17 protein-coding genes are annotated in these 16,782 nt (G+C 39.3%); 7 read left to right on the forward strand and 10 right to left on the reverse strand.

Annotated elements, in window-relative coordinates; translation table 11 throughout:
* Positions 1-224: 224 nt before the first annotated feature.
* The 4 genes from IHV12_RS06165 (at position 225) to IHV12_RS06180 (ending at position 5,452) form a co-directional block, all read left to right on the forward strand.
* Complete coding sequence (locus IHV12_RS06165; protein ID WP_197190214.1) at positions 225-575, forward strand: general stress protein; 351 nt, start codon at positions 225-227, stop codon at positions 573-575.
* 216 nt (positions 576-791) lie between these two features.
* Complete coding sequence (locus IHV12_RS06170; RefSeq protein WP_197190215.1) at positions 792-2,006, forward strand: NAD(P)/FAD-dependent oxidoreductase; 1,215 nt, start codon at positions 792-794, stop codon at positions 2,004-2,006.
* Positions 2,007-2,267: 261 nt separating this feature from the next.
* Positions 2,268-3,056 carry a helix-turn-helix domain-containing protein gene (locus IHV12_RS06175; protein ID WP_197190216.1) on the forward strand — a complete coding sequence of 263 codons (789 nt, stop codon included), beginning with the start codon at positions 2,268-2,270 and terminating at the stop codon, positions 3,054-3,056.
* A gap of 266 nt (positions 3,057-3,322) precedes the next feature.
* A complete protein-coding gene (locus tag IHV12_RS06180; protein ID WP_197190217.1) occupies positions 3,323-5,452 on the forward strand; it encodes an alpha-amylase family glycosyl hydrolase in 2,130 nt (709 codons plus the stop codon).
* Positions 5,453-5,722: 270 nt separating this feature from the next.
* Here the strand turns inward: IHV12_RS06180 and IHV12_RS06185 are convergent, their stop codons facing one another.
* Positions 5,723-6,520 carry an alpha/beta fold hydrolase gene (locus tag IHV12_RS06185; RefSeq protein ID WP_197133031.1) on the reverse strand — a complete coding sequence of 266 codons (798 nt, stop codon included), beginning with the start codon at positions 6,518-6,520 and terminating at the stop codon, positions 5,723-5,725.
* Between the two features lie 178 nt (positions 6,521-6,698).
* On the opposite strand from IHV12_RS06185, the gene IHV12_RS06190 reads away from it, so the two are divergent.
* Positions 6,699-7,196 (forward strand): YajQ family cyclic di-GMP-binding protein, encoded by a 498-nt coding sequence (locus IHV12_RS06190; RefSeq protein WP_197190218.1) that lies wholly within the window; start codon positions 6,699-6,701, stop codon positions 7,194-7,196.
* 58 nt (positions 7,197-7,254) lie between these two features.
* Here IHV12_RS06190 and IHV12_RS06195 read toward each other — a convergent pair whose 3' ends face one another.
* The 5 genes from IHV12_RS06195 to IHV12_RS06215 form a co-directional block, all read right to left on the reverse strand.
* The gene (locus IHV12_RS06195) at positions 7,255-7,479 is read right to left on the reverse strand and encodes a hypothetical protein (protein WP_066399175.1); all 225 of its coding nucleotides are present in this window, start codon (positions 7,477-7,479) and stop codon (positions 7,255-7,257) included.
* Between the two features lie 120 nt (positions 7,480-7,599).
* Positions 7,600-8,319: a lysophospholipid acyltransferase family protein gene (locus IHV12_RS06200; protein WP_370568771.1), complete on the reverse strand. Its 720-nt coding sequence runs from the start codon at positions 8,317-8,319 to the stop codon at positions 7,600-7,602.
* 14 nt (positions 8,320-8,333) lie between these two features.
* Positions 8,334-8,708, reverse strand: a complete 375-nt coding sequence (locus IHV12_RS06205; RefSeq protein WP_197190220.1) for an SLAP domain-containing protein — start codon at positions 8,706-8,708, stop codon at positions 8,334-8,336.
* A gap of 107 nt (positions 8,709-8,815) precedes the next feature.
* Entirely contained in the window at positions 8,816-9,361 is a 546-nt protein-coding gene (locus IHV12_RS06210) for a hypothetical protein (protein ID WP_197190221.1), read from the reverse strand.
* 5 nt (positions 9,362-9,366) lie between these two features.
* The gene (locus tag IHV12_RS06215) at positions 9,367-10,959 is read right to left on the reverse strand and encodes a bifunctional metallophosphatase/5'-nucleotidase (protein WP_197190222.1); all 1,593 of its coding nucleotides are present in this window, start codon (positions 10,957-10,959) and stop codon (positions 9,367-9,369) included.
* Between the two features lie 269 nt (positions 10,960-11,228).
* On the opposite strand from IHV12_RS06215, the gene IHV12_RS06220 reads away from it, so the two are divergent.
* Together IHV12_RS06220 and IHV12_RS06225 are read left to right on the forward strand one after the other, a co-directional pair.
* Positions 11,229-12,812 (forward strand): hypothetical protein, encoded by a 1,584-nt coding sequence (locus IHV12_RS06220; protein ID WP_197190223.1) that lies wholly within the window; start codon positions 11,229-11,231, stop codon positions 12,810-12,812.
* A gap of 163 nt (positions 12,813-12,975) precedes the next feature.
* Positions 12,976-13,521: a histidine phosphatase family protein gene (locus tag IHV12_RS06225; protein WP_197190224.1), complete on the forward strand. Its 546-nt coding sequence runs from the start codon at positions 12,976-12,978 to the stop codon at positions 13,519-13,521.
* 44 nt (positions 13,522-13,565) lie between these two features.
* On the opposite strand, the gene IHV12_RS06230 is transcribed toward IHV12_RS06225, so the two are convergent.
* The 4 genes from IHV12_RS06230 to IHV12_RS06245 are packed head-to-tail and all read right to left on the reverse strand — an operon-like array spanning position 13,566 to position 16,751.
* The gene (locus tag IHV12_RS06230) at positions 13,566-14,513 is read right to left on the reverse strand and encodes a TIGR03943 family putative permease subunit (protein WP_197190225.1); all 948 of its coding nucleotides are present in this window, start codon (positions 14,511-14,513) and stop codon (positions 13,566-13,568) included.
* Between the two features lie 18 nt (positions 14,514-14,531).
* The gene (locus tag IHV12_RS06235) at positions 14,532-15,545 is read right to left on the reverse strand and encodes a permease (protein ID WP_197190226.1); all 1,014 of its coding nucleotides are present in this window, start codon (positions 15,543-15,545) and stop codon (positions 14,532-14,534) included.
* Positions 15,546-15,598: 53 nt separating this feature from the next.
* The gene (locus IHV12_RS06240; RefSeq protein ID WP_197190227.1) at positions 15,599-16,570 is read right to left on the reverse strand and encodes an FAD-dependent oxidoreductase; all 972 of its coding nucleotides are present in this window, start codon (positions 16,568-16,570) and stop codon (positions 15,599-15,601) included.
* A gap of 1 nt (position 16,571) precedes the next feature.
* On the reverse strand, positions 16,572-16,751 hold the full coding sequence (locus tag IHV12_RS06245) for an NAD(P)-binding protein (protein WP_197190228.1): 180 nt from the start codon (positions 16,749-16,751) through the stop codon (positions 16,572-16,574).
* Positions 16,752-16,782 lie beyond the last annotated feature (31 nt).

Here is a 16,782-nt window from a genome sequence, read left to right on the forward strand (position 1 = left end):
CAACAATTAAAAGTATATATTTTGAAATGTAAAATGATAGAGGATTTTCGTAAAAATGATGTAAAAACGTTATATTCCAATAAAAAAGGAGTTTATGCCTACACACCTGAGTTCAAGCGGCTCTTTTAGTACTTTTATCCCGGTACGCATTCAAAAAAGTATGTTTAGTCCTTTAAAAATTCGTGAATACACACTATAACTTCGTTTAAAGGAGAGGATTGTAAATGGTAAAACCTATCGTACATGAATTTAACTCTCAACAAGAATTGATTGCAGCTGCAAGTGATTTGAAAGCTCGAGGTATTCACGAAGACAACTTATATGTATTATCCCACGAAAAGGATGACACAAAAGATCTCGCATATGACGCAGATGTAAATACAATCGGTTTAAAAGAAGAAGGACTCGGCACGGCGATTAGCAATGTATTTGAGTCCAGAGGCGATGAGCTTCGCAACAAGATGACAGAATTAGGGTTATCTGATGTAGAAGCAGATCAATATGAGAAGAAGCTCGATATGGGCAAAATTTTATTGTTTGTAAAAGAAGAAGATAAAGTTAATACATTGCCATAAGTTGAAGAAGAGAGATGCTTGTCCAATCGGGCATGCAGCTCTTTTTTTTGTGTAATTTTAATTCTTCCTCACTCATCATAATTTAAAGTTTCCCCTTAAAAATTGAACCTTGTAGCAGGAGCATTCACACAAAATCCATATTCTTGAAAAAGTTTCTTCTCATGCGTTTCTTTACACAAGATAGGGGGAATGAAGAGAAGACGAGGAGGAGTCACTATGAATTTACACAATGGTCAGCTCTATTGGCCTGAAACCTATACAAACACGGGTCAGTACCCGGTTCTTGAAGAAGATATATCGTGTGATGTACTAATCGTTGGTGGAGGCATGGCAGGCGCCCTATGTGCCCATGTGCTCGGTCAAGAAAAAGAATTAGATGTAGTATTGATCGATCGAAGACACCCCGGTGCAGGAAGCTCCTCAGCAAACACAGGACTTCTGCAATTCTCAAGCGATAAGATGCTGCACGAACTCATTGAACAGCAAGGTGAACAGGATGCTGTTTATTTCTATCAGCTTTGTTTACAGGCGTTAGAAGATTTGAAGAAGATGACGTCTGGCCTATCCGAAGACCCTGAATTCCGTGAACAAAAAAGCTTGTACTATGCCAGCACTCCAGAAGACACGTTAAAACTCGAACGTGAATATGAGGCATTAAAGAAGTACGATTTTCCAGTAGAATACCTAGAACCACAAGAGATTTCTTCACGTTTTCCTTTTTCCAAACCAGCTGCTCTCGTTACGAGTGGTGATGCAGATGTGAACCCATATAAGTGTGTACAAATCTTGTTAAAGGATGCGGCCGCTTCCGGAGTTAGGATCTTTGAACAAACACCTCTTATTCGTAAAACCAAAACGGTTCACGGCTTTACCTGTGAATCTGAAAAAGGAACCATTTCAGCGAGATATGTTATCTTTGCGACTGGTTATGAAAACGACTTTTTAGCTCAGCAATTAGGAGCGGACCTGAATCGTTCATATGCGATCGTAACAGAACCTCTACCATCACTGAAAACATGGTACGACGAATGGATGATCTGGGAAACGAAGCGCCCATACCTTTATATGAGGACGACTAAAGATGGAAGAATCGTTGCCGGCGGTCTAGATGAAGACAAAGCTGAAGCACCGTTAAATGAAGGGCTTATCGAAGAACGTGGTGAGCGAATTCTTCAAAAGATCAAAGAACATTTTCCAGATCTATCCCCAAAAATCTCTCATTCGTGGTGTGCGACGTTTGGAGAATCGCATGACGGACTGCCATATATCGGTGAACACCCTAACCGTCTTGGCGAGTACTATTGTTTAGGTTTTGGCGGTAACGGAACCGTCTACAGCATGTTAGGTGCAACCATCACCAAAGACTTGATCACAAAAGGTTTCCACCCCGCTTCACGTTTGTTCACGATCGCACGCGCTGTAAGTTTATAAAAACACTATTTTTATAAGCTTCGTTGTTCTTGAAAATGTTTTATTTCCATTTAAGGAGACTTGTTTCAACCAACCTGAATAAGAAGCAACCAACACCCTTTATACGACCAATTTACTTGGTCGTTTTTCTAATGCCTTCAAACCTATTTTAGTAGATATTACATAGGTGCAACCTCAAGTTGACATAGTGCATCTGCTAAAATATAGAAAACCATACATTGTTTAACTACAATTAAAGGAGTAAATGAAAGGAGCTCACCTATGACATTCAGTGAAAAACTTTTTAAGCTTAGAAAACAAAAAGGCCTCTCACAAGAAGCGCTCGCCGAGCAATTAAATACAACCAGACAAGCGATCAGCAAATGGGAAAATGGTCAGGGCTTTCCTGAAACGGAAAAACTATTGATGCTCGGTAACATTTTTGAAGTATCTATTGATTACTTACTGAAAGATACGGTTGAAGAAAGTCGTGAGAATGAAAATGGTTATTATGTTAGCAAAGAGATGGCGGAAGGATACCTCTTATCTCAAAATAAAGTCTCGAAATACCTTGCCCTTGGATTTAGTCTGTTAATCTTTTCAACGATTCCTTACTTCTTATTTAAGGAAGATCCAATCACCTTTACTCTACTAACGATTTTAATAGCCGTTCTTGGAATCGGAACGATTACAGCAGGACTCATAAAAGAGGATCGATACAGCCTACTTAAGAAAGAGATGCTGATTTTTGACCAAAACACTTTAAAAGATTTAAAAATTAGATACGAAGAGATAAAAAGTAAGTATACTGCGGTAATGATGATTGGAATCTGCTCTATTGTTGGAGGAGCTATCTTCTTTTTAATCATAAAAAAAGAATGGGTGGACGTAGACTTATTAACTCCGTACAACCCGATTTTTATTGCATTGATAGGCATCGGGGTCTACATTTTGGTTCGTACTCTATCCATCATTGATGCTTATCGAATTTTGGTTAAAAATGAGGAGCATGTGAACACTCTAAATAATAGTTTGATGAAAAAAGTGAAGAAGAAAATCAATGAACTCTAAAGAAAACCTAAGCCTAAATACCTTCTTCTCACAAGCAAAAATTACTTTTGAATCATTTTCATTCTGTCTTTCCTTTAAGTATCAATGTTTGTCCTTCAGGCCATGAATAACTTAATTGACAGCGTTTACATTAATTTGAATAATGAGAGTAATAGAGCGCGCTATTACATGTAAAAACTTGAGGGCAATGTTTATTTCAAGACAACCCCGTTATTCCTTGCGAATAACGGGGTTTTTTATTTTCTAAAAAAGGAGTGAATAACCGCATGAAAAAAAGCTTATTCGTTTCAGCTGCACTTAGTTTGTCTTTAACGTTCTCAAACCTTCCCTTTCAAGACAGCCAACCAACCGTAGAAGCTGCTAGTTTCAACAAGGTTAACTATGGTCAAGATGTAATCTATCAGATTATGACCGATCGTTTCTCAGACGGAAACGCATCAAATAATCCTACAGGAAGCCTGTTCAGCAGTGACTGTTCCAATCTTCGAAAATATTGCGGCGGCGACTGGCAAGGAATCATCAACAAGATCAATGATGGATATTTAACGAATATGGGTGTTACAGCACTTTGGATCTCTCAGCCAGTTGAGAATGTGTACAGCGTATTGAATGATGCGGCTGGCACCACGGCTTATCATGGCTATTGGGGCAGGGATTTTAAGAAAGCCAACCCTTATTTCGGAAGCATGACTGACTTTCAAAACTTAATCAATGCCGCTCACGCCAAAGGCATCAAAGTCATAATTGATTTTGCACCGAACCACACATCTCCAGCATCTGAGGACACGCGAAGCTATATGGAGAACGGTAAACTTTATGACAACGGAACACTTGTCGGTGGGTATACAAACGATACGAAAGGTCTGTTTCATCACAACAAAGGAACGAATTTCTCCTCGATAGAAGATGGAATCTATCGTAATCTATATGACCTCGCTGATTTTAACCACCAAAATCCAACCGTAGATACGTACTTCAAGAATGCGATCAAACAATGGCTAAACATGGGAATCGATGGTATTCGTGTAGATGCAGTCAAACATATGCCGTTCGGCTGGCAAAAAACATTCATGGAAACGATAAATTCTCATCAGCCTGTGTTTACATTTGGAGAATGGTTCTTAGGAGAAAATGAAGTCGACCAAAACTATTATGATTTTGCGAACAAATACGGAATGTCACTGCTGGATTTCCGTTATGGTCAAGAACTCCGCCAAGTGCTTCGCAACAATTCGGATAGCTGGTATGGTTTTGACAGTATGATCACAGAAACCCAAACCAAATATGAACAGCCGATCGATCAAGTAACATTCCTTGATAATCATGATATGGATCGTTTTCATACGAACGGAGCGGATACGAAAAAGACAGATCTAGCACTTGCCGTTATGCTCACATCACGCGGTGTTCCTAACATCTATTATGGAACAGAACAATATATGTCTGGTAACGGAGACCCAAACAACCGAGGAAAGATGACTTCTTTTAGTCAGACAACCAAGGCATATCAGATCATTAAAAAGCTCTCTACCCTTCGAAAAACGAATCAAGCCCTTGGCTTCGGAAAAACAAAACAGCGCTGGATCAACAATGATGTTTACGTATACGAAAGACAGTTTGGAAACGATGTTGTCTTAGTCGCAGTAAACAAAAGTACTTCAACGAGTTATAACGTGAGTGGAGCTGCTACAGCGTTACCAGCTGGAACTTATACTGATCAATTAACGGGTCTCTTAACAGGGAGTAATATTACAGTATCAGGTGGTACGATTTCTGCGTTTGATCTATCGCCAGGCGAAACAGCCGTATATGCACATAATAGCAGCAGTTCTACTCCGGTTATCGGTGGAGTTGGTCCAGCTATGGCGAAACCAAGCAATTCACTCACGATCAGTGGTGATGCGTTCGGAACCTCGACGGGTACCGTAAAGATAGGCACCGTGAATGCAAACGTTCAATCATGGAGCAACGACGAGATCAAAGTTACGGTTCCTGCAGTATCAGCGGGAAGCTACCAAGTAACCGTAACAAATTCTTCTGGAACGGTAAGTACTGGCTACGGACCGATTGATATATTATCTGGATCCCAAAGCTCCGTGCGATTCTTGATCAACAATGCCTACACAAGCACCGGACAGAACGTTTATGTTGTAGGAAACACCGAAGAACTAGGAAATTGGAATGCCGCAAAAGCTGTAGGACCATTTTACAATCAAATCATCGCAGCGTATCCAACATGGTACTACGACATCAGTGTACCTTCTGGAAAAGCCCTAGAATTTAAGTTCATCAAAAAAGATTCCGCAGGAAATGTAGTCTGGGAAAGTGGAACAAATCATACGTTCACTACCCCATCTTCCGGACCCGGGACTACGATTAATAATTGGCAAAACTAAATAAACAAAAGAAACGACCCTGCTGGAAGGGTCGTTTCTTTTATTTTAACTTATTTTTTCTTGATTATTGCTGTAAATGCCCTCTAAAAGGCATCATTGAATAATTGATTGAAGTGTAAGGTGCGAGACTCCTGCGGGACAGGTGGGCAGGTGAGACCCTTAATGGCACGAAGTGGCAAGGGGCTCACCGTCTGCCCCGCGGAAAGCGAAGCACCTGCAACGGAAATCAACCACTTTCAAGAACAACAAAGTTTACGCAAACACCTGTTTTTAAGAAGCATTCGGTGCAGCAGCAATCTGCTTGCGAATAAACTCAATCGAACTTTTGTTAAAGAGCTCCGGCTGATCAACATTACATACATGTCCGCAATCTTTAATAGTTAAAAGCTTCGAATGCTTCTTCTTATCGATGAACGCCTGAATCGGCGGTAAGAACATATAATCTTCCTCACCCATGATGTAAAGCGTAGGGATCGGAATCTCTTTTTTACGCAAACTTTGCAGAAATGGATTAATCTTCAGTGTGAGCTTAAACCATCTCTTGAACTCTTTTTGACAAAGCTTTTTTGCTTCTCCAATAAACAAAGAACGCGAAGCTTCATGTCTCTTTTTCGGCATGATCACCCAAGCAAACAAGCTGTAAAGCCACATGTACGGGATGAACGATTTACATAGGTTCCCCATCGCAATCAAGAACCGCGAGCGGAAATTCATTTTTGTAACCGCGCCGCCAAGCGTCATAGAAGCCACCCGGTCAGGATAGAGCTCTGCGATTGTTTGAATAAGAATCGTGCCTAAAGAGATGCCTACAAAGTGTGCTTTTTGGATCTTTAGATGATCCATTACCTCAAGCACATCGAGGCTGACCTCTTTGAACGAATATTTTTTTAATAAAAATGTATCGGATTGTGATTTGCCGTGACCTCTTAGATCGACAAGCAAAATATTAAAATGTTGTTTGAATTCTCTTAGCTGTTTATACCATATGGATGAACTGCCCCCAGCTCCATGGACAAAAATCACCCATTGATGATTTTTTTCGTGTGTGTACGTTTTGTAATGAAGCAACAAGTACTCCTCCTAGTGGTTCAAACATTCTGTAAATTTTCCAGCCTTCATTTTAACATAAAAACTTATACTTTGTACCCGTTTCCACGGAAAAGAATGTGTACAAACTGGAAACATAACCACAATGTATTTATACTGTAACTATATAAACGAAGTAATCGTCAGGAGGTTTCACAAAATGGCTAAAGAAAGTTCATTTGATATCGTTTCACAGGTAGATCTATCAGAAGTAGACAATGCGATCAATATCGCAACAAAAGAAATCACAACTCGTTATGATTTTAAGGGTAGTAAAAGTGAGATCACACTCGACAAATCCAGTGAAGAGCTCGTTTTAGTTTCTGACGACGAGTACAAGCTAGAGCAGCTAAAAGATGTTTTGATCACAAAGCTGATCAAACGCGGCGTGCCAACAAAAAACTTAGATTACAGCAAGGTTGAGCAAGCTTCAGGCGGAACTGTTCGCCAACGTGCAAAGCTTGTAACTGGAATCGATAAAGACAACGCAAAGAAAATCAATATGCTGATTAAGAATTCTGGACTTAAAGTGAAAAGCCAAGTTCAAGATGATCAAGTTCGTGTAACGGCAAAGAGCCGTGACGATCTTCAGCAGATTATTGCGCTTGTTAAAGAAGCAAACCTGCCGATCGACGTACAGTTTATCAATTACAGATAAAATAGGTTCTAACAAAAAGGATGCCTCAAAAGCAATTAGCTTTTGAGGCATCCTCTTTTTATACCGATTTCTTCTGATCCGGCGAATCGAGCAGTTTCATCTGTTCGAGTTCAATCCTCATCTTTTGGGTTTCGATCACATAGTTGTCATGCTTTAAACGTTCCAGTTCTATCTCATCTTGTAGCATCTTATGTTTAAGTTTCGTCTGTTGTTGAAAATGACCTAGCACGATTGCAATAATGGGAATTGAGAATATCATAATGACTGTAATTGTCCCTGTCATGGTATTCCTCCTAGAAATTATTACCTTCTATCCCAATAATAACAAATATCTATGCCGTTCGTACAGGTTATTCGTTAAGCTGTTTTCGCCAACATTCGCACTTTACTTGATACATTGCATTTAAGAGACTGCTTTTTTTACCCCGTTTTTAATAATCTCTTCTGACAATCTAGCCAATTCTTTAGCATCTTGATGTTGTTCTGGATAGATCGGCGGATGAACGGTAAGGTGAACTTCCGCTGGCTTGATCCAAAATCCTTGTTGTTCCATTATTTTATACGAGCCGTTGATCGTAACAGGAATGATCGGAACACCAGATTTAGTCGCTAGTTTGAAGCTTCCCGCTTTAAACTCTGACATATCGTCACCTTTACTTCTCGTTCCTTCAGGAAAAATAACAAGAGATGTTCCGTTTTTCAGCAGTTTGGCTCCCTCATTGATCGCTTGAACAGACTGTCTTACATTCTTACGATCCATGAACAAACAGTTCAACTGCTCCATCCATGTCCCGATAAAAGGCATCTTCTTTACCTCGATCTTCGAAATGAATGCTTTTGGTTTCTGGATATAGCCTAAAAGAATCGGAATATCGAAGTTACCTTGATGATTGCTCACAAAAAGCACAGCTGTATCGTTCGGGATGTTTTCCTCACCGCTTACTGTGACACGTGTCCCACTAAGCTTAACAAGCGAAGTTGACCACTCTTTTACTTTCTGATCAACCAACCGGTCCCGCTCTTCTATCTTTCCAGCTTGATAAAACTTTTTTACACGGTTTAATGAGGGGATCAACTTTAATAAAATTCCCCAAAAATAAATAAACCAAATAATCGTTCTCACACGTTTCCCTCGCTTTACATGATGATTAATTTTCCATACTCTCGAGATGGATTTCTTCCTAGTGCTGCTTCTGGAAAAATAAACGTCCATGGCATACTTGTTTCAGGTGGAACTTCCAACGTATAACGGGAATCCATTTCACCAATCGTATGCTCCTCTTCTTCATACAGCACTTTTTTCCCAATTAAAGAGAAAGGCCCTGTCGAATAATTATTTACAAGCACAGTCACTAAAAATTCTTTTTTATGGTTATAAGCTGTTTTCAAAATCACAGCCTGCTGTCTCACATGTTCTTCTGAATGCAATTCAGAAAAGACTCGTTCTATCTCTTCTCTGTCTTGGCGGGCTATAGTCTTGTCCCATGCAGATTCAAACTCCAGTTTTTGCAAGAATATCCCCTCCTTTGAACCATATTATCATATTTTACTGTAAACTACTGAATTTCAAACAATAAGCCGCAAGAGAACAATCCCCCACGGCCATAAATTTTATAAAATTATTCAAAAACAGAACTTGCCGCTTCAATCAGCTTCTTTTTCTCCGTTTTTCTGTCTGTATCTTCCTTTATTAAGTACTCCATTTTATAAAATAAACCATCCTTTTTCCAAGCAAGGATAGGAAGATCATTACTTCCTGAAAAATAAGCATCCGTGCCATCACTAAGCTCAACTTCGTCTTTCGTTTCTAATTTCTCGGTTTTCGGGAGAAAGTTAGATACTCGATAAGCTAAATAAACATTCTGCCCTTGTTGTTCCGGATAAAAAACGGAGTCTACCAAAATATTTCGTTTTTCACCCCAATCGGAAATCTGATAAGTTGAAAGAGCGACTTTAAACGGCAATTGATCAGGCAGCTCCAGTGAGAACGGAACCGCTTTTAGTGTTTCTTTCTTAGAAACTTGATCGTAATAGCGTGGATAAGCACCTTTTGGATGATCTTGCAGTGTTAAGTTATTATCGTTTAACGTCCTTTTTTCCTCACTCGAACATCCAGCAAGCAAAACTACTATGACTACAAATACAAACCAACCCCACTTTTTCACCCGCTTCACCTGCTTCTCTTATTTTTTAAGGAAGATGAAACCATTACACGCCAGTTGTGATCACATGTCGCTTGTATCGTACCTCTATTCAAGATATAGTTTGCCATTAGTTCAGACATATCGATCGGAATATCCTTCACAACACGCTTCCCCTTCAGCATGGGATAATCACCGCCTCCACCTGCACGATAATTGTTCATAACTACTTCGTATAAGGAGTTGCTTTCAATTGGTTTTCCCTTATGCATTAAGTTTACAATTCGGTGTCCGAGCGGCTTTGACAGGTCAATCGTGTAATCAATACCTTCCCACATGTCGTAGTTGTAATGCTGAGGCTTTGGAATCGAAAACGCTGGGTTGATTATCGGATCACCCTCTTCATTCACAGAAAAATAAGAAGCTGACCGTTCTAATGCATCCTTCATATCTCGCCCTGTAAGCTCAATGACTTTTAACGTGTTTGGGTACACATAGTTTGAAACGATATCGCGCATCGTAACATGTTTCGAGAACCCTTTGGAATGGTCGTCAAAAAGAGCTGTACTCGAAATATCAACACCTGCAGCATCCATCTGAACCTTATTAATAAATTCAATAAACGGATGATCAACTAGCCTCGTTAACATAGGATCAGTAATCGTCATATCCCCGTCTACTTGTCCTAAAGGCTGATCTAGCCATTTCTGAGTTTTCATTTCGTACGGCTGAATCAGATTCAACACCTGCTGATCAGGTTCGTGGTCGTTCACAGAAAGTAGTCTCGCTCGTTTATCCTTCACTTCCCATGAATCACCTTCACCATTGACCTTAACTTCTACATACCCTAGCCCAGTTCCTTGTGTCCCCGGCTGAATGATCTCCACTCCGTTCACTTCACCTGTAAGCAAGCGATGCTGATGACCGGTTACAAGCACATCGATCCCTTCAACCTCCATACAAAGCTGATACGCTTGGTTCTCTTTCGTTAGCGATTCCGTCGGTTCCCCTGTTCTGAGATCTCTCTCAAACCCACCATGATAGGAAACAATCATGACATCCGACTTCGATCGTAGATAAGGAATCCATTTCTTTGCCGTCTCCACCGCATCTAGAAAGTCAAGACCCTTAATATGTTCTGGATTCTCCCAGTTCGGTACATATTGTGTTGTTAATCCTAAGAGTGCTACTTTTAACCCACAATCAAAAGTTTTTATTACGAAAGGTTGTCCAAATACAGGTTTCTCTGTTCCTTGGTGAACAATATTAGCCGAAAGCCAAGGGAATTTTGAGTCATCAATTGTTTTATATAGATAAGGAAGACCATAATTAAACTCATGATTTCCTATTATCGCAGCATCGTAATTCAGTTCATTTAATAGAAGAACCATCGGATTCACATCAGCTTGATCTGTTTTAGCGTGATAATAAGTAAGTGGCGTTCCCTGAATCAGGTCTCCGTTATCAATAAGGAAAGTGTTGGAGCGGTTAAACATATGTTCCTTTAATAATCCCACGGTTTTAGCCAATCCTATTTCCGCTTTTTCATTATTTCCGTACGTTAACGGGAGAACATAGCCATGAATATCACTAGTCACATAAATATGAACGAATTGTTCCACGCCTTCTCCCTACCTTCTATAAATAGTATATAATCCAAATTATACCACCAGTTCTGTTCTACCACTTTAAAAATCCGTTGATGATATTCGACAATATTTCCGGGGGAATGATTGTTATTCTACAAAAACTTACAAAGAGACAATATGGGATCAACTCATCCCACACATTCTTTCTATAAAAAAATTGAAAATATTTTACAGGGATATACGTCTAATTTAACGAATAGTATTAATTTGTCGTTTTATACAAAATAGGGGGATCTATCAACATGAATTCGAATGTAAAAACCAAAAGGAACAAGAAAAGAAATCAATCCAATTACAGAGCATTACTGCTTCCTTTCGCAGTCGTTTTGATACTGATCGGAGCAGTGATCTGGAATAATGTCAGTCAAGAAAGAAAGCTTCCCAACCCTGATTGGAGCCGTTCAGTGGAGACATCTGCACAATCCATTAGTGCTGAACCAACTGTTATAAAAAAAGATGACCAATACTATGCTTACACACATCAAAAAGATGGGTTACAAGTGACGACTTTAGATGCAAATCTAAATCTAGTCTCTGAAAAGACAGAGAAACTCCCACTTGATGAAAGAGCAAACTATTGGACAAACGGAAAACAGATCGCCTTTATTTCTCGTGGTGAGCTTATTCTGTATGAAGATGGAAAACAAACCGTTGTAGATAAAGATGTAGATCTTCTGGCTGATGCTAAAGATCGCTTTGCTTATTCAAAAGGTAATGAAGTTTTTGTATACAATCCTGAAGATGGAAAAAGTCAATCTATCTTTACAGCTAAAGAAAAGCTATCAGAATTATCAGGTCACCCAGCATCTCAATCATTTATCCTGACTGTTGGTGAAAAAGTAGAAATGGAAGCTTTTTATTTAAAAGAAGCTGACGGAAAATATAGCGCTCAATCTATTACGCGATACAACAAAACGCCGACAGATAAAATCTATAACTTCCGCTTTGCTGAAGCAGCTGATCAAGTTCATTTTATGTATACCTTTTATTCTTCTAAACAAGGAACGAAGACGTTTAAAACGTTTTACGGTGCAGCACCAAAGGATCAGCTTACGACAGTCAATTTTAGCAATGTAAAGTTATATAGCTCAGAGCTTGGGTATGAAATCGAGAATCCTTCCTACCAACAATTGAACGTAGAAAATGACAAGCCTATCATTCTCTTTGCAGCGAAAGGACCGATTTCTACTAAAAAGGAAGCGGGCAACATTTACAAAGCAACATTAAATGGCGACAATTGGGAAGCAGCACGAATCAGTACAACGACTGATTTCTCAGTATATCCGTTACAGGTCGATGAAAAGACAATCGCTTGGTTAAAAGCGGAATCTGTCAGTGATTATAGACTTTATTTAGCAAGCCAAGATTCAGAGATAAAGAATGACAGTACAAAAGTAGAAAAGCAAGATGTCTACAACGCTACGTTTGACGCGTTTACGGCTTTTGTAGTTTCGTTCATCGCCATGACTAACGCATTTATTTGGGTAGTACCGTCTGTATTGTTCTTAGGTATTCTATATTTTGTACGAATTGATATCATTGAGGACGAAAAACCTTGGGCAAAGTGGACTGCGATCGCACTTTTTGTGATTACACAGCTTTATGTCATCCAGTCTTTGTTTAACAACACATTCTATACGCTAGCGCCGAAGTACCTCACCTTTACCGGCAGCTCATTCATCATTCCTGTGATCATTTCCGCTATAGCACTGTGGGTGATGCAGGTTGCTAGAGATAAGGATTGGGGATTATTTGCACAAGTCTCTTATTTTATCGGACTTACCGTATTGTTCGAACTCTTTGTTGTTGGAACGTATGTGTACTAAGGGCTTGTCCCTTAGTAATTTAGCGGATTGACAGGAGAATCTGTCCAATCTAAATGTAAATCTGTCTATTTCATGTAATAATCTGTCCAATTTACGAAATAATCTGTCCAATTTATATTGCAGTGGTTCGCCAAGCTTACTAAGGAGATAGGGAGCTGAATGTATGATATATGTTATTCGGCACGGAGAAACGGATTTAAACAAAGAAAAAAGGCTGCAAGGTAGAATGGGACTTCCTCTAAATCAAGTTGGAATTACACAAGCAGAACGTTTAAGAGAACAGCTTAAAGATATAAGATTTGATCATGTCTTTTCTTCTCCACAAGAACGGGCTATTCAGACAGCTGAGATAGCAACTGGGAGAAAGGTTAGTATCGACAGCAGACTTGATGTTTTTGACCTAGGAGAAGCCGATCACTTGAAGAAAAGCGAAGTCATATTTGATGGATTTATTCCTGATTCTAATCGATACAAAGGAGTAGAAAATATCAATAGTTATGTAGAACGCATTTTTAGCTTCTTACGCGAAATAGAAGTTAGTTATCAACCAGATATGCATATTCTCCTTTCTGGACACAGATGTACAACAGGATGCATTGGAGCTTATTTTCAAGGGATCCCGCAAGATAGAAATCTTTTAAAATATTCATCTGATAATGGACAGTATAAGACATATACATTTAAGAAATCTACACATCATGCACAGTAAAAAAGGACCCTGTTGAAGGGTCCTTTTAACGTTGTCCTTGTATGTTAATAAGCTCCCAAACTCTCTGGACTCGGGTACACATAAGGATCTTTGAGCGGCTTGATTTTTTCTAAGGACTCAACCTGCACTAACGGCAGACGGACTTTGTTCAATTCTGTTTCTTCAATAATTCCTGTTACGGTGTACCATTCATCTTCTTTAAGTTTTGAAACTTCATCGCCTTCAATAATGGTTCCATATACCACGGCATCCGCGCTACAGCAGTTCATCGAAAAGCGCGCAATAACGGCTTGATTCTCACTCATTCCGTCTTCACGATACACGAATCCAGTAGTCTCTATTTCTTTTCCTTTAAACTTATCTAGGTAGATATCCAAAACAGTCATCGTATCGAGATAGTGATCAGATGATACTTTCACTTTTTCTTTCGCCAACTGTTCTTTTCCGAACTTTTTATAATACGCCGTAACATCGTAAGTTTCGACCGGATTTTCTTCCTTTACGTTCTTTTCCATCTCTTTAATGTAACCTTCAGGGTCATCTAAATAAGCTTCCACATCAATATTTTGTGTTGTGGTTACTTTACCTTCTTCCGTTTTTTGAGCTGGTTTAGCATACAGTCCCGTTCCGTAACGAATGCCGCGCTTTTCCGCGACTGAGCTGTCCATCGCTTTTTCAGGGATCATGAAACCTGTAAGAAGAGGAATCACAAAGATCATATAGATAAAGAAATGCTTGAGCGGTCTTCCCTTTGGTGTATGATCTACACCACATCCGCATGCATCATCATGCTGTTCATCAGATCGTCTAAAGAACTGCATCACACCTAATATCCCTAATATACCGATCGCAAAATAAACAAAGATATGCATTTTCGGTGCTACATAATAATTCAGCTTTCCTGTTGTGATTAAACCGATCAGCAGGAGCATAAAGCCGATTAAGATGATACCTCTTAAGTACGTATGAAAATCTCGACTTTCTTTGTTCATCGTATCCTACCTCCCTTTCTAAGCCACAAACTGATAAATCATGGTTACAGCAAATACGGTTAGTGTTATTAATCCCATTAACACAAATACAAAGCGCGTCTTAAAATAAGCGAACATCATAAGCATGTTCTTCACATCAAGCATCGGTCCATAAACTAAGAACGCGATGATCGAACCTACTGTAAATGTGCTTCCGAATGAAGCGGCGATAAAGGCATCCGCCTCTGAACAAATGGATAGCAAGAAAGCAAGCCCCATCATCAGACCTGTTGATGACCACTCATTGCCTCCGAGCGCCAAAAGGTCATTACGATTGATGAATACTTGGAACATACTCGCTAAAAACGCGCCAAAAATAAGAAACTTCCCAGTATCAAAGAACTCATCAGATGCGTGATACACTGTTTGTTTCCAGCGACTCATCGTTAATCCATGTGAATGATCATGAGCGCCATGCTCTACGTGTACTCTGAGCTGATCTTTATTGCGAAATGCATAATATACGATCAACCCGATGATGATTGCCACAAGAAGTGCCAGTCCAATTCTGCCATATACGACTGCCATATTGTTACGAAATGCATAAAAAGTGGATAGGATAACAACTGGGTTCACGATAGGGACAGTTAATAGAAAAACCGTTCCAAGGTGCAGCGGAAGTCCTTTTTTGATTAAGCGTCTTACGACAGGTATGATCGCACACTCGCAGACTGGGAAAATCACTCCCATAAAGAGTACAACACCGATTCCTAAAAATGGATTCTTTGGAATCAACCGTTGAATATGCTGTTCTGTTACGAAAGTTTGAATTAATGCAGAAACAAAAACGCCTAGTAAGATAAAAGGAACCGCTTCTATTAAAATACTTAGAAACACCGTGTTCACATGCATGATGGAACTCGGCAAGTTATCAAATACAGAATCATTTTTAATTTCTTCCATAAATAGAAAAGAAATAATAAATATAGCTAGCAATAAGAGCCCTATCATTTCTTTTCTTACCACATCTTTTTTTGTGGAATACGCACCCATATTCTCACCTCTTTTTCTAATCTATGAAATGAGCTATTTTTTATGATAGAAACTCATATAGCTCTTACTATTCTTTCTGTGGCTCTTCTAGCACCTGCAATATTCCTCGATACTGGACCAATCTCAAGCTCTGCTAAAGGGCCCATAACAAACAGCCCCTGATCCCACTCTAGCGTTTCAGGGCTTACAATTGGATAACCACATTTAGCACACTTTAAGTTTTCGTGTTGTATTACATTTTTTAGCCAGTGAATTCCTGGAGGTGTTGAATGAAACCCCGTAGCGAGAAGGACGGTTTTCGCTTCATACCTTTCTCCGGATTGGAAGATTAGCTCATTGCAACTCGTACAATACGATTGCACCTCTTCTTTTAACAGCTTTATTTTACCGTTTTTCTCCGCGGATTTTAACCCTAAATAAAGTTCTTTTGTGACAGAACCTTTATGTCTTGCTTTTACAATGCTCTTTCTTCTCATAGAATAGTCTTTTATTTGATTAAACTTATCCATGAACATCGGCCCTTGCCACCCAGGATCAGAATCGAAGGTATGAACTTCTAAGTCTTTTCTATGAATTAACGAAACCTTCCCCTCATATTTTTCTGCCAAAGAAAGGGCAAGGTGTGCAGCAGATATTCCTCCTCCAATTATCGAAACTGGAGCAGAGCACGAATCAAGATCTGGCATTTCTTTTTGAAAGATATGGTGAATCTGAGCACCGCTTAAACTCGCATGTTCTGCCCATTTCGGCCAAAAAGGATGTTCTCTTAATCCCATAGCTAGAACAAGGTTCTCCGCTTCCATAACTTCACCTTCTTCTGTCTGAACCGTCCAATAGCCTTGCTTTTTTTCGATGCCAGTTACAGAAGCCTGTTTCCAGCAACTCTCTATATCTAGATCACGAATTAATGTTCCGCAATGCTCGTTAAACATCTCTAGAGATGGGCGGTCATAATAACCATAAAAATGACTAACCTTATGATAGCCCTCTTTCTTAGAAAACTTTTCGAGTGAAAAAGGATTCACATCAAGGTGATCGTAAGAACGGCATCGAAATTAGATCCGTACATTCTCTCCAATTATTAAGTGGCTTGTTATTTTTATCTATAATCAACAGTTCATGATTATCGAGTTTTTTCATTTTTAATAGATGAATGGCTAGCGTACAACCTTGTATACCCCCACCAACAATAATCATTTTTTTCATATAGTAATAACTCCTTAATTTTAGTCAGTTC

This window comes from Fictibacillus sp. 7GRE50 (assembly GCF_015903875.1).
Lineage (GTDB): Bacteria > Bacillota > Bacilli > Bacillales > Fictibacillaceae > Fictibacillus > Fictibacillus phosphorivorans.